Consider the following 13,361-nt stretch of genomic DNA (forward strand, 5'->3'; position numbering starts at 1 on the left):
CGCACTCGGGAGCGACCTGCCCGGTGCGGGTACGTGCACGGAGGATCCGATCTCGCGGCAGAAACGGGCCGCACGGCGACCCGAGGTCGTTCGGTGGGAAAAAATGCGCGCTGAGCCCGGCCTGGGAGTTCGTGAACGGGGGGAGGGCCGCACCATCGGGAAATGCCGGACCGTAGAGGGGACCGGTGCCACGGCCAACGTGGCGCGCACCGCGCCGTGCACCGCACCGAGGGGAAAGCAGAAAACTCCTGTTCGAAACGATGAATCGCCCGATCCGCGATTTCGATTTCAGATTTGCCGACGAATCCGGTAGAGTCATTGCTTGGTCAAGGGGCTATAGCTCAGGCGGTTAGAGCGCTTCACTGATAATGAAGAGGTCCCAGGTTCAAGTCCTGGTAGCCCCACCGAGTTCAATGTATGTTGTTCTCTACGGGTCCTTAACTCAGTTGGTAGAGTGCCTGCTTTGCAAGCAGGATGTCGGGAGTTCGATTCTCCCAGGATCCACCAAAAGTGTCCTACGGGAACACGCGACATCGGAAGATGTTGGGTGTTCCCGTTTCGCGTTCTTGCCTCCGGCGGCCTCGTTGATGATCGTCTTGAACGGTTCGGCGAGGCGTGGGCGGAGTTGTTCGTCGTCGGTGATCTCCAGCCGTGTGTAGAACGCCTGGTTCGCGAGTCGGCGGTTGCCGTCGTCGGAGTGCGCGTAGGCGCGGTGCGCGTCGGTGAGGAGCCGCAGGGAGTCGTGGAGGAACGCCCGCGCCCCGGTGTGGTGTTCGTCGTGCTGGGCGAGGCGTTGCTCGATGTCGGCGAGCCCCGCGCGGATGCGGTCTTGGTGCCGCTTCAACGTGGTCAGGTCGATGGCGTCGGCGAAGTGCGCCGCGAGAAGTTTGTCGCTCTCAGCCTCGAGCCTCGCCCGGTTGGCGGTGAGGTCGGCGAACTCCTGATCTCGCCCGGCGCTCTGCTCATCGAACGCGGCGTCGACTTCGGCGGCGAGGTGCCAGTAGTCGGCCTCGCTGATCGTGATGTCCCTGTAGGAGTCCTCGACCAACCGTTCGGCGACCTGGACGGGCACGGCCCGCCGGGTGCAGGTCGTCTTCTTCGCGGCGCGGCCCGAGCAGATGAAGTAGGCGTAGGTGGTGCCTCTCGGGTTGGTGGCGAAGTCGAGCAGCATCCGCGACCCGCACGAGCCGCAGTGAAGCAGTCCTTTCAGGTGGTGAGCATGTTGCACGTGCCGCGTCATCCTCGCGTTGCGCGCCTTCAGCAGCGATTGCACCTGATCAAAGAGTGCGGGCTCGATGAGCGGTTCGTGCGCGCCGGGATGCAGGGCGCCCTTGTAGCGGATCACACCGGCGTAGTACGGGTTCGTGAGCAGCTTGTAGAGCGTGTTCTTCCCCAGCGGCTTCGACGGACGCTTCGGCGACGGCACGGTCGTCAGGCCGCGAGCGGTGAGGTCACGCAACAAACCGGTGACGGAGGTCTCGCCCTTGGCGTAGGTCTCGAGTGCCCACCGAACGAGCGGTGCTCGCTCGGGATCGACCTCGACCGTCCTGACTTCGCGGCCAGCCTCGTCGGTGCGGCGGACGTTGAGATACCCGACCGGTGCGCGCATGGGTGTGCCGCCCTGCGCAAGCTTCTGCGTCAAGCCCTTCGTGACCTCGGTGGCGAGGTTGCGGGAGTAGAACTCCGCAATGCTCGAAATGATGCCGTGGACGAGCACCCCCGACGGCGTTTGATCGATCGACTCGGTCGCCGACACGAGCGTCACGCCCGCGGCGAGGAGGGCTTCGTGAATCTTCACGTCGTCGGCACGGTTGCGGGCGAGCCAGTCGAGCTTGTCCACGATACAGAAGGTCACCCGGGATGCGGCGATGAACGCGAGCATGTCCTGCAACCCGTCACGATCCGCCGACCTGGCCGACTCCCCAGCATCGACGAACTCCCGCACGACCCGCGCACCCAACTCTGCGGCCTTCCGCGCGTTGGCCTCGCGCTGCGCAGGGATCGAGAAGCCTTCCTCGGCGCCGCCACGCTCCGCCTGCTCGCGCGTGGAGACACGCAGGTAAGACACCGCGAGCAGCACCGCGGCGCCCACCTCGACGGCGGTGTCGGTGGTGACTGTGCTGCTCATGGTGGCCTACTTCGCCTCGAAGGGTCGTCAACGGGTTGAAGAGCTACTTGGTGACCGTGGTGGAAAATGTCCACCACCGTGATGCCGTATGGAGCGGCATTCGTGGGCTGACGGTCCCGGAAAATTTCCGGAACCGTCCAGGCGTCCCGATACTTCAAGCCCGACGCCGTCAGGAAGTGCCAGCCCGTAGGGGTCTGGCTCGCCGTTGATCCAGGCGCGGTGCCGTGCCGCGGCGATGCCGAGCACCCACGCGACGAGCCTTCTCATGTCGGGCTCGTCACGCCGCGTCACCCGCAGCTGTAGGTTCCTCGCATCAGAGTTCATGCCAGGTAGGTGCGCAGCACTTCCCAAACCGAGAGCACCCAGACGAATTACCGCCCGCCGTACGACCCACTTCCGGAGGGACACGCCTCTTGCAGATCAAGGACCGTACTACTCCGTATGGAATTGTGATGCGATCAGACTACGCCTCTTCACGATCTGGGAACAGGTAGAACGCGATCTTCGGCAGCCTGACCAGCCCGCGCCCGAGCGCCGCCGTGAACAGCTCCTCGGCGAGATGCTTGAGCTCGGGAGCGAGGAAGCTGGCCGCCGCATCAGCCACCTCAGGGTCTTCGTCGGGGTCGTCGGCGCGAAGCATCACCACGACCGCGCCGCGGATGTCGTCACACCAATCCTGGGTCGCCTGAGCAAGCGGCTTGATCGCACCGGCCACACCGTCAGCCATAAGCCGGATCAGCGCCTGACCTTCGCGACGGTCGAACAGGCGATCGAGCGCGGCGACGATATGCGCACGCACCGCCTCAACCTCGGCACCTTGAGGTGTGGGGGTGCCGTCGAGGAACGCGAGCGTGCTCGCCCGCATGTGGCTGATCGCATCCAGCGCCAGCCCCTCCTTCCCCTTGCCGGGGAAATGGTGGTACATACTGCCCTGCCCGACACCGGACCGTTTCTGGATCATCACCGGGCTCGTCGCCTCGAAACCACGCTCCGACAGCAACTTGCATGTCGCAGCCACCAGCTTCTGCTTCGAGTCATACGCCGGACGCCCCGGACCCCGCCACTTCTCCACCATCCTCACCACGCTCCTCGCCGCCGAGTGGCCTATGGCCGCACGGATCAATTCCATACAGAGTCGTATGGACCTTGACCTGCAAGACGCGTGATAGCCCTGAGTGAGTGTCAACGTGTTCTGAGGCGAATCAAGCGGGCCGTCGCGGGTCGTGGACTGGTGCTGACTCCAAGTGGACAATGGTTCTGTGGGTAGAGTGAAGAAGAACGGCAGTAGATGCCACCAGCTTGAGGACGTCAGCTTCGTTCTGCCCACAGACGTGCCGCGCAAGGGGCGCAAGGTGCCCGCGCCGCCGCTTGGCGTTCCACCTCAGGTGGGGCGCCGCGAAGCTGCGGAAGCCCGTCACCCAGGCTTCGTACGTGACGGGCGATTCACCGCTGGCGCGTACACAGTCCCAAGGTTTGACTTTGAGAGGTGCCCGATCTGCCTCAGGCCAGACGATCTCACCGACGAGCATGTACCCATGAAATCGCTCGGTGGGAAGGTCATGACACGGACGTGCAGCGACTGCAACAACAGGCTGGGTTCGGTGTCCGAGGCTGCTTTGCGTTCAGTTGTCGCAGGCGAGGTCATTGTTGAAGCAGCAAGACAGGGCGCTGATGGTTTTCGAGGATTCCGCAAGGCAACTGTAGCGCTACGTCAGGCTCCCTCAGCGATACCGGAAATGCACGTGACAAGTGGTGATAACGAACTTCTTGCCGCTATTTCCTCCGGCGAGCCGCTCGCTGTTCGCTACCGCCTGTTCGACCCGTTCCCCTCCGGAATAGCGATTCTCAAGTACGCCTACCTGGCGGCCTGCATCTGGCTTCGCGAGATTCCGATAACTGAAGAAGCTGAGTCAATTCGTTTGGTGCTTATGGCTATCCGCGACGGCGAGGAACTTCCTGAGGATGTCTGCGAGGCCATCAGCGGTCTCATCCACATTCTGGTACTCGTTGAGAATCCCAGCCACGATCTCGGCTCGATCGTGCTTGTGGAACCGACGACAGTTCACTCCGGATGGGGTTTCGTCCTCGGACAACGCTTGAGATGCCCCTGGCCGTTCTCAGACGTGCAGCCAACTGATCGCCGTGACGCGTAGCGATCGAAACCCATGTGGTGCGGGCCTACACCAGGCCTCCACGAAGATCTCGAATCGGAAAGATGTCGTCGTACGCCAGGTAGCTACGGAGATGCTCCTGGCGGATCATCAGCATGCCTCGGTCTGTATGCCTTGCAGGCACGATGCCACGAGAGTACATGTCTGATGGATCGGCCCCACTCCTAAGGAGGAGGAGGGCCACCTGCCAGTGGTCGCTGCTGCCGCCGGACGGCACACTCATCTCTGCGGCTTGGGCTAGCGCGGAGTTTCCGCCAGTGCGTCGATGAATGTTCGGATTGGCACCCGCCTGGAGAAGCAGTTGGACATTGCGCATCCGGCCTCTGCTCGCGGCGTAGAAGAGCGCTGAGTCCCCATCTGAGTCCACCGCGTCGACGCTTCCGCTCTGCGTGAGCATGATAGCTACTTCGTCGTCTAGGCCTGCTGCAGCACACTGCATGAGGGGGGTGCGTCCGTCTCGGAGGTCGAAGAAGGACTGACGCAGCTCGTTCGTTCCAAGACTCACGAGGTCCAGGGTGGCCCAGCGCTGCATTCTCGGCTCGGTGAAATGCGGCAGGGGGAGTCTCCGCGGAATCGGACCGTGGGTGGCTTCCATGTTCCCGTGATTCTCAACGACGCGTTCGCTCGGGAAACCGCCCCAGCCATACACGGTTCCGGTTGACGTGAGCGCATAGACCTCGGCACCGTGAACGACAAGCGCAACAATGTCATCGAGCCCGGTTACCGGGACGGGGTGATCACGGTCGATCGTCGTTCCGTCTCCGATCTGGCCGAAATTGTTGCACCCCCAACCGTAGGCGCGCCCGTCGCTCTTGAGAGCGTGCCAGGTACTCTCATTGTTGATCCAGTCCCGTCGGTGGACGACGGCGACGATGCCTGTCAGATCAGGGACTTGCTTTACCGCGAGGTCTTCGCCCCAACTCCAAACCCGCCCATCGTCATCGATCGCCGTCTGGCCCTCGCCCAAGGCTCGAATGGGTGGAAGGCCGACCAATTGAGTTGGAACGCTACGCGCGACCTTGTCTCCGTCAAACGACCACCCGTAACCCCAAACCAGGACCGCACCCGTGTTCGTCAGTGCCACAACGCCATCTTGCTGCTCCGAGCACCGGATTTCGCTGACGCCCTTCAAGTGCGGGAGCAAAGCGGGCGCGCTGCGTCTTGCTTCCGAACCGTCGCCTAGGCGCCCACCATGTTGCGATCCCCAGGACCAGACATCTCCACTCGCGCCGATTGCGAAGTGGGTACTGCCGGTTGAAGCCAACGCGTTGATTCCGACAAGACTGGTGACTTGCAGCGGCGACTCTTTGTCTCGCCCCTCCTGACCGATCTCATCGAAGTAGTTCTCTCCCCAGGCCCAAACATCGCCGTGCTCGGTGAGTGCGAGTATCTCGTTCTGCGAGCCAGCGATCTGAACGACCTTGGCCGGAATCACCAGGCGACGCGCGGGCAGGCGCACGGGTTCGTACACCTCTCCCTGCGACTTGCTGACAAGAGCCGTGCGCGACTCCCAACTGATCACATTGCCTTCGACGTCGAGTCCGTAACCCCATTCACTACGAGGCACAGCCTGGGCAAACCTCTTGAGTGCCGTGGAGAACCCGATTACGCCCAGATGCTTGAAGCCCGGGAGCTGTGGGGTTGCGGTGATCGTAGTTCTCAAGCGCAGTTCGGAATCCTCTTGAGATGGCACCGGCGCAGTCTCAACCGGCTGGACCCGACTGTTGGCAGTCCCCGCCGGAGGCCTGGCGGATTGGTCAGGGCGGGCGTGAGGAGAGTCCGACGGGTCTCCAGCAGGAATCGCGTTGTTCCTAGCGTTGGTGTGGACAGACAGTAGTGCCTCTCGGAGCCCGGTTCGCCCCGCCACAATGAACTCCTCGACAGTCCCATCAACCAGTGTCAGAGTCCAGCGCGAACCGGCCACCGCACCTCCCGAGCCGCCAACGAAGGAAACGACTTCCGAGAGCGAGAGGCGCAACTCGTATCTACGCTGGAAGAGTCCGTGCGCACGGAAGACCAGCTCCGGCTGGGGTCCTTCCTGAAGCCAGAGGTGCCCACCCAACGCGATACCGTTCTTGAAGTGGTTCGCACGGGTCTTGTGGCTAAGCGTTTGGTCAACACCGTTCATGAGGTCAACGATATCGGTCGTGAACGGCACACACTTTGATCTGACGGCACAGTCTGGGGACGCCTGAACGGGGCCGCCTACTTTCGTCAGACCGCCATGGTCCCGACGGCTTTGCGACCCGCCGCCGACTACCGGTAGGTTTCACGCCAGACCAGTCTTCGCCCACACTGTGCCGCGATGCACGCCAAACTGCTCTGCGAGCGCATTCACGCTGACGCCGTTGGCGCGGGCTGTTCGCATAGCGTCCACTTCCTCCGTCGTGAGCCGTGTTCGAGTGCGTCTCCTTGGCTCTGCCGACGCCTTGATCAGTGGATCATCAGGTTCGCCAACGGGTTCAGCAGGAACGCCAGGCCCTTGATTCCACTCGGAGATCAGCCACTCGACCCGCTGTCGCCTGTTCCCATAGTGGTCGATGGCGTCCACCACTACAACCCCGGTCCTCACGGATCGGGGTTGTTTCGTTCTCGCTCTGGGCGGCCGGCCTGTAGGACCGGGGTCCCCCTGGTATTCCGTTCCACCGTGCACTACGTTGCTGCTTACGAGGGGTCGGAGGGCCTGATGAGCAAGCAGAATCACGAGAGGGTCGCCGCGGTGCTGTGGCAGGATTCGCCCGAGCCGCATGATTACCCCGCGGCGGCGGCCTACCTGTCTCTGGTGCTCGCGGAGGAGACGGTCGCGCGGGTCGTTGCAGCGCTCGAACGAGGCCCCCTGACCCGGCACAAAGCTAAGGATCTGCTGCGGGCGTCCGGGCTGCAGCTGCTCGGGGCGACGGACCCGCACGTGGCGGGTGACCTCGCCAAGGTTGCCCGGGGCGAGAAACTCTCTCCGGTGCTGCTCGTGCGCGGCGACGCGGCGAAGGGACACCCGCTGCAGATCGCCGACGGGTATCACCGGGTGTGCGCGAGCTACCACATCGACGGGAACACCGACATCCCGGCGGTGCTGGTCGACCTGCCATGAGTTTCGCGCTGCTGGCGCTCGTGTGCGCGGTGGCACTGGTGGGTCCGCTGCTGGCCTCGACCCGCCGGGTGCGGCTCCCGGTCGTGATCGGCGAGCTGGGCGTCGGGATCCTGCTCGGCGCGACCGGCCTGCGCTGGATCGACGCGACGAATCCCACGTTCGCGTTCATGGGGCAGATCGGCTTCGCGCTCGTGATGTTCATCGCGGGCAGTCACGTGCCGATCCGCAACGCCGCGCTCCGCCAGGGGCTGGGTCGCGCCGCGGGACGCGCGGCGCTCGTCGGAGTGATGTCCGTACCCGCCGGCTTCGGGATCGCGGCCCTGTTCGACACGGGGCACGGGCCGCTGTACGCGGTCCTGCTCGCATCGAGTTCGGCCTCGCTCGTGCTGCCGGCGCTCGAGGGCGTCCCCCTGACGAGCGTTCCGGCGTTGCAACTTCTCGCCCAGCTCGCGATCGCTGACGCCGCCTGCATCGTGCTGCTCCCGCTCGCGATCGATCCGGCGCACGCGGGAACTGCCGCCCTCGGCGCGCTCGCGGTGCTCGCGGCGGGCGCGCTCCTGTTCCTCGTACTCACCGTCCTGGCACGGCGGGGGAGAGCCGAGCGGCTCCACCAGTACAGCGAACGCCGGGCGCTCGCCATGGAACTGCGGATCACCCTGCTGCTGTTGTTCTCGCTCGCGATGGTCGCCTCCGTATCAAAGGTCTCCGTGATGCTCGCGGGATTCGTCGCCGGACTCGTGGTCTCCGCGGTCGGTGAGCATCGCCGCGTCCAGAACCAGATCTTCGCCCTGAGCGAGGGTTTCTTCGCGCCCCTGTTCTTCGTGTGGCTCGGCGCCTCGCTCAATCTGCGGCATCTGGTGGAGCACCCGAGCGCGATCGTCCTTGGCGTGGCGCTCGGGGTCGCCGCGCTCGCGGTGCACGTGCTCGTCGGAGCCGTCACGAAGCAGCCGCTGTCCTTCGCCGCGCTGACGGCGGCGCAGCTCGGCGTTCCCGTTGGCGCGGTCGCCCTCGGGACCCAGGCTGCGCTGTTCGCGCCGGGGGAGGGATCGGCGTTGCTGCTCGGCGCGCTGATCACCATCGCGGGCGTCTCGATCGTCGCGCCGGCCGCGATCCGGCGCCTGGCCTCAGCCACAGAGGGATCGGCCCGAGCGAGTTGAGCTGGCCGCTCCATGAGTGTCCGTGGTCACCGCTACGCTGAACCTCGTCGTGCCGTTCGGCACGCGTTTGCCTCAGAGGAGCTCACATGGAAACCGCCCCGATCCTGGCCTGGACGCTGCGCAACGAGATTGCGATCCCGAACGACATTTTGCCGCTCCTCGTCGAGGGGGAGCAGGCGGTCGCGGCGTTCCAGACGTTCCGTGATTCCGCGACCTTCACCACGAAGCGGCTGATCGTGCGGGATGCGCAGGGCATCACGGGCCGGAAGGTCGAGGTGTACTCCCTGCCCTACAGCGCGATCAACATGTGGTCTTCTGAGAACGCCGGCGGAATCCTCGATCGCGACAGCGAGATCGAACTGTGGACGAGGGCCGGCCACATCAAGGTGAAGCTCGGCCGCGGGGCCGACGTTCGACGCATTGATAGCCTCATCGCCTGGGCCGTGCTGCACGCGCACTGAGGCCCACGGGGCGCCTCCTCTCCGCCATAGAATCGACTCATGACCGGCTGGAAAGAGGACATTCTCGGGCCGGGGTTCGAGTGCATGGATCTCGACCTCGGGGAGGACGCCGAGGGGCCGCTCGTGGCGACGCTCGTGCGTTCTCTCCCCGCTCCTCGCGGCTTCTGGGAGCGGCACTTCGGGAAAGCACGCCTGCTCGAGGACATCGACATCCTGTATGTGCACGGCTGGTCCGACTACTTTTTCCAGCGCACCCTCGCGCGATTCTTCACGGATCGGGGCGCTCGTTTCTTCGCGCTCGATCTGCGAAAGTACGGGCGCAGCCTCCGGCCGGGGCAGACGTTCGGCTACATCGATGATCTCGAGGAGTACGACGAGGAGATCGGGCTCGCACTTGACGAGATGCGCGGCAGCGCTGCACCGGGGGAGTCGCCCCGCAGGACGCTCCTGTTCGGCCACTCGACGGGGGGATTGATCCTGAGCCTGTGGGCGGATCGGCACCCGGGCGTGGCCGCCGGCGTGCTGCTCAACAGCCCGTGGCTGGAGCTCCAGATCGCGGAGGCGGGCCGGCAGTGGATCGCACCGATCGTCAACCTTTCGGTCCGGCTCAACCCGCGCGAGGCGGGTCCGCAGCTCGACTTCGGCTTCTACTCTCGGGCCCAGGCCGAGGTCGGGCCGCGCGCGGATCTCGACGGCGTCAACACGGAGTGGCGCCCGGATCGCACCCACCCCGTGCTCTCGGGCTGGATGCGCGCGATTCTCGTGGGGCACGCGAGGGTGGCGAGCGGGCTCGACATCCAGGCGCCCGTGGGGATGCTGCTGTCGAAGCGCTACTCCTTCCGCACGCGCTGGTCGGAGAGCCTCACCCGGGTCGACACGGTCCTCGACGTCGACGCCGTTGCGCGGGCGTCACTGAAGCTGGGTGCCGTGGTGTCGATCGGGCGGATCGACGGTGCGCTGCACGACGTGTTCCTCTCCGCTGACGAGCCGAGGGCGGAGGCGTATCGGCGCCTCGAAGAGTGGCTTGTCGGCTGGCGCGCCGTGGATGCGGCCCACGCGTCAGCGGCTTCTCGCGGCCGCTGACGGGGCCGGTTTCGCCCCGCCTGTGCGTCCAGCGCTGCCGGGGAACGGAAAGCACTAGGCTCAGAGCATGGATCTCAGAGTCGCCGCGTACGCCGTCGTCGAGCGGCGCGGCAAGATCCTGCTGACGCACTGGCGCCGCGGCCACCTGCACGGGTGGACGCTTCCGGGGGGCGGGATCGACGCCGGCGAGGATCCGCGTGACGCCGTCGTCCGCGAGGTCATGGAGGAGACGGGGCTCGAGGCCAGGGTGGGCAAGCTCATCGGCGTCGATTCGCGCGTGATGGTGCGCGAGGAGGTTCCTGAGGGCGACAACCCGGAACTGCACACGATCCGGATCGTCTACCGGGCAACGGTGAAGGATGGCCCGCTCGTGCATGAGATCGGCGGCTCCTCCGATGAGGCCCGCTGGGTGCCACTGCGGGAGGTGCGCGGCCTGCGGACGCTCTCGCTCGTGCAGACCGGTCTGCGAATGGCCGGGATCAGCACGCGCCGAAACCAGAACGGTGGCGGCGGTCGTAGCGGGGGCAGCGGCCGGAACGGCGGCGGCCGAGCGAACGCCAAGCCCAAGAAGTAGCACGGGGGAGCGGGAAGGCCGGAATCCGGACCCTCCGCCGCACATGTTCCACGTGAAACGCGAACGGCGCCGACCCCGAGGGATCGACGCCGTTCGGCGAAGCTGCGACTAGTTGCTCTCGGGCGCGACCCAGAGCTCGTCGTCGGTGCGGAAGGCCTGCCACAGGGCGTAGCCCACGCCTGCTGCGGCCGCGACACCGAGCGTCAGAGCAATGATCCCTCCGACCTTGGCCTTCTTCGGCTTAAGGTACCCCGAGCGCTCACCGAAGCGACGCACCTGCTTGGCGGCCTTCGGGTTCTCGAGCTGATCGAGCGTCTGCACGGTGCGCGCCAGGGCGCTCGCGACGAACGGCGTCGTGAAGCGGCGCACGTTGTCGGCGGCGCGGCGAGCCGATGCGACGCCGCGGTCGACCACCGGCCGGATCGCCTCCAGCTGCTCGTCCACGCGCGGAGCGAGGTGCTCATCGCTGAGGTGCTTGGCCTGACGGCCCGCGGCCTGAATCACGTCGCCTGCGTGACCGAGGACGACGCGCTGCTGATTCAGCAGGTCCTGGGCCTCGTTGCGCAGACGGCGGATCTCGCGGCGGCGCTTGCGTGAGAGTTTCATCCGGTCCTCCTAGCTATGCGCGGGCGATGCCTGCGCTGGTTCGCTCGTAACTTCAACGCTACACCGAACGGGCGGCCCAACGTGGGAGCTTCCCAGATCTTGTCGGAGATTCACCGCGTCTGCACGCTCGTAGCGAAACCGCATGGTGGGAATCGCCGACTTGATCGGGGCATTGCAACGCGCTGCGCATTCCCACGATCCGCGGGAAAGGCCCGCCTAGACTGAGTGCATGACCATTCACAGCGCAGTAGCGACCATCCACACGAACCACGGCGACATCGTCGTCAATCTCTTCGGCGATCAGGCCCCCAAGACGGTCAAGAACTTCGTCGACCTGGCGGAGAAGGGCTTCTACGACGGAGTCATCTTCCACCGCATCATCCCGAACTTCATGATCCAGGGCGGCGACCCCACCGGCACCGGCACCGGCGGCCCCGGCTACGTCTTCGACGACGAGATCCACCCGGAGCTCAGCTTCGATCGCCCCTACCAGCTCGCCATGGCGAACGCGGGCAAGCGCCCCGATATGACGGGCCGTCTCGCGGGAACGAATGGCTCGCAGTTCTTCATCACGACGATCGCTCCCGACTGGCTGAACGGCAAGCACTCGATCTTCGGCGAGGTCGCGAACGACGAGTCGAAGGCCGTCGTCGACGCCATCTCCGCCGTGCAGACCGGCGCGATGGATCGTCCGGTCGAGGACGTCGTGATCACCGGCGTCGACGTCGCCGCGGCCTAACACGTGAGCACGTCCGGCTCGGGCCCTCAGTTCGGCGAGCGCGCGGAATACGGTCCCGAGGACGTCTGCTACCGCCACCCGAACGAGCACAGCTTCACGCTGTGCCAGCGCTGCGGGCGCACGATCTGCGCGAAATGCCAGAACGTGTCGCCCGTCGGCGTGCTCTGCCCGGAGTGCGTGAAGCAGACGGCCCGGCCGGCGAGCCAGAGGGCATCGCGAGGGGCGCGGGTGGCCACCCGTCGCTGGATGGGCTCCGACGCTCCGATCACCTACGCGATCATGGCCGCGTGCGCGGTCGTGTTCGTGCTGCAGCTGCTCGGGTACTACTTCGGCGGTGACGGGGTGACGCGCGCCCTCTGGTACGCGCCGCTCTACTCGCTGCCCGAGAGCTTCGAGCCGTGGCGGATGGTGACGGCGATGTTCACGCACTCGCCGTCGTTCCTGCTGCACATCCTGTTCAACCTGTATGCGCTGTGGCTGTTCGGTCGCAATCTCGAGCAGATGATCGGGCGCTGGGCCTACCTGAGCCTCTACCTCATCGCCGGGTTCGGCGGTTCGCTCGGCGTGATGCTGTGGTCGTACGTCGATCCGCACGCGGTGCTCGTGCCCACGGTGGGTGCTTCCGGTGCGATCTTCGGCGTCCTCGCCGCCACCCTCGTCGCCTATCGCGCGGCGCGGGTGAACGTGACCTCGCTCGCGGTGCTGCTCGCGATCAACCTGGGGATCGGGTTCATCCCGGGCACCTCGATCGCGTGGCAGGCGCATCTCGGCGGCATGATCGCCGGCGCGATCGCGATGTGGCTTCTCCTGATCACCCGCGGGCCGCGATTCCGCGTCCGACGGATCATCGCGCTGGGCGCGTTCTCGCTGGTGCTCATCGCGCTCTCCGGCGCGTTCTTCGTCGCGCTCCCGGATCTCGCTCAGCTGATGGGCTGATCGGCGCTGGCGACGACTCCCTGAACACTCGAAGGCCCCCGGCACTGCGCCGGGGGCCTTCGAGTTATCCACAGGTTTCTCCCCATCTGGGGAGAATTACACCGGTGTGATTCAGCAGCTCAGGCCGCTACTTCCACCAGGGAGTCATGAGGAACCCGACCAGGACGAGACCGAAGCCGATGAAGATGTTGGCCTGGCCCAGCGTGGGGATCGGGAGCTGCAGATTGGAGCTCGTGACGTAATAGAGCACGATCCAGGCAAGACCGAGCAGCATGAAGCCGAACATGACCGGCTTGAACCACACCGGATTCGGTGCTTGCTTCCGGACGGATGCCGCCTCCTGCCGCTCGCGATCGAGCTCGGTGGAGGTGCGCTTGCTTACGTTCTTACCCGCTGCTGCCATGGCTCAGAGTCTACC

The 13,361-nt window shown here is 65.5% G+C and carries 12 protein-coding genes, 2 tRNA genes and 1 pseudogene; 10 read left to right on the forward strand and 5 right to left on the reverse strand.

Annotated features, from left to right (window positions below):
* The first annotated feature begins 330 nt into the window (after positions 1-330).
* Together JD292_RS07870 and JD292_RS07875 are read left to right on the forward strand one after the other, a co-directional pair.
* Positions 331-404 (forward strand) — tRNA-Ile (locus tag JD292_RS07870).
* Positions 405-431: 27 nt separating this feature from the next.
* A tRNA-Ala gene (locus tag JD292_RS07875) sits at positions 432-507 on the forward strand.
* 583 nt (positions 508-1,090) lie between these two features.
* Here JD292_RS07875 and JD292_RS12165 read toward each other — a convergent pair.
* Together JD292_RS12165 and JD292_RS07885 are read right to left on the reverse strand one after the other, a co-directional pair.
* A pseudogene (locus JD292_RS12165) lies at positions 1,091-2,128 on the reverse strand (recombinase family protein); the annotation flags it as partial.
* Between the two features lie 463 nt (positions 2,129-2,591).
* Positions 2,592-3,203: a TetR/AcrR family transcriptional regulator gene (locus JD292_RS07885; RefSeq protein WP_200132185.1), complete on the reverse strand. Its 612-nt coding sequence runs from the start codon at positions 3,201-3,203 to the stop codon at positions 2,592-2,594.
* A gap of 460 nt (positions 3,204-3,663) precedes the next feature.
* On the opposite strand from JD292_RS07885, the gene JD292_RS07890 reads away from it, so the two are divergent.
* Positions 3,664-4,281 (forward strand): hypothetical protein, encoded by a 618-nt coding sequence (locus JD292_RS07890; protein ID WP_233613815.1) that lies wholly within the window; start codon positions 3,664-3,666, stop codon positions 4,279-4,281.
* 25 nt (positions 4,282-4,306) lie between these two features.
* On the opposite strand, the gene JD292_RS07895 is transcribed toward JD292_RS07890, so the two are convergent.
* The gene (locus tag JD292_RS07895) at positions 4,307-6,457 is read right to left on the reverse strand and encodes an ankyrin repeat domain-containing protein (protein WP_200132187.1); all 2,151 of its coding nucleotides are present in this window, start codon (positions 6,455-6,457) and stop codon (positions 4,307-4,309) included.
* Positions 6,458-6,985: 528 nt separating this feature from the next.
* Here JD292_RS07895 and JD292_RS07900 point away from each other — a divergent pair.
* The 5 genes from JD292_RS07900 to JD292_RS07920 all read left to right on the forward strand — a co-directional run bounded on the left by JD292_RS07900 (position 6,986) and on the right by JD292_RS07920 (position 10,662).
* Positions 6,986-7,387, forward strand: coding sequence for a hypothetical protein (locus JD292_RS07900; RefSeq protein ID WP_200132188.1), 402 nt, complete (start codon positions 6,986-6,988; stop codon positions 7,385-7,387).
* Positions 7,384-8,544 (forward strand): cation:proton antiporter, encoded by a 1,161-nt coding sequence (locus JD292_RS07905; protein WP_200132189.1) that lies wholly within the window; start codon positions 7,384-7,386, stop codon positions 8,542-8,544. Before JD292_RS07900 ends, JD292_RS07905 begins: the two co-directional genes overlap by 4 nt.
* An 86-nt stretch (positions 8,545-8,630) precedes the next feature.
* Entirely contained in the window at positions 8,631-9,005 is a 375-nt protein-coding gene (locus JD292_RS07910; protein WP_200132190.1) for a PH domain-containing protein, read from the forward strand.
* A 39-nt stretch (positions 9,006-9,044) separates the two neighbouring features.
* Positions 9,045-10,088, forward strand: coding sequence for an alpha/beta hydrolase (locus JD292_RS07915; RefSeq protein ID WP_200132191.1), 1,044 nt, complete (start codon positions 9,045-9,047; stop codon positions 10,086-10,088).
* A gap of 67 nt (positions 10,089-10,155) precedes the next feature.
* Complete coding sequence (locus tag JD292_RS07920) at positions 10,156-10,662, forward strand: NUDIX hydrolase (protein ID WP_200132192.1); 507 nt, start codon at positions 10,156-10,158, stop codon at positions 10,660-10,662.
* A 108-nt stretch (positions 10,663-10,770) separates the two neighbouring features.
* Here JD292_RS07920 and JD292_RS07925 read toward each other — a convergent pair whose 3' ends face one another.
* A complete protein-coding gene (locus JD292_RS07925; RefSeq protein ID WP_200132193.1) occupies positions 10,771-11,268 on the reverse strand; it encodes a DNA/RNA helicase in 498 nt (165 codons plus the stop codon).
* 229 nt (positions 11,269-11,497) lie between these two features.
* On the opposite strand from JD292_RS07925, the gene JD292_RS07930 reads away from it, so the two are divergent.
* The gene (locus JD292_RS07930; protein WP_200132194.1) at positions 11,498-12,007 is read left to right on the forward strand and encodes a peptidylprolyl isomerase; all 510 of its coding nucleotides are present in this window, start codon (positions 11,498-11,500) and stop codon (positions 12,005-12,007) included.
* A gap of 3 nt (positions 12,008-12,010) precedes the next feature.
* Positions 12,011-12,943 carry a rhomboid family intramembrane serine protease gene (locus JD292_RS07935; RefSeq protein ID WP_200132195.1) on the forward strand — a complete coding sequence of 311 codons (933 nt, stop codon included), beginning with the start codon at positions 12,011-12,013 and terminating at the stop codon, positions 12,941-12,943.
* Between the two features lie 127 nt (positions 12,944-13,070).
* Here JD292_RS07935 and JD292_RS07940 read toward each other — a convergent pair whose 3' ends face one another.
* Positions 13,071-13,346 carry a cell division protein CrgA gene (locus JD292_RS07940; RefSeq protein ID WP_200132196.1) on the reverse strand — a complete coding sequence of 92 codons (276 nt, stop codon included), beginning with the start codon at positions 13,344-13,346 and terminating at the stop codon, positions 13,071-13,073.
* Positions 13,347-13,361: the final 15 nt, after the last annotated feature.

The sequence above is a fragment of the Leucobacter edaphi genome (assembly GCF_016522535.1).
GTDB classification, from domain to species: domain Bacteria; phylum Actinomycetota; class Actinomycetes; order Actinomycetales; family Microbacteriaceae; genus Leucobacter; species Leucobacter edaphi.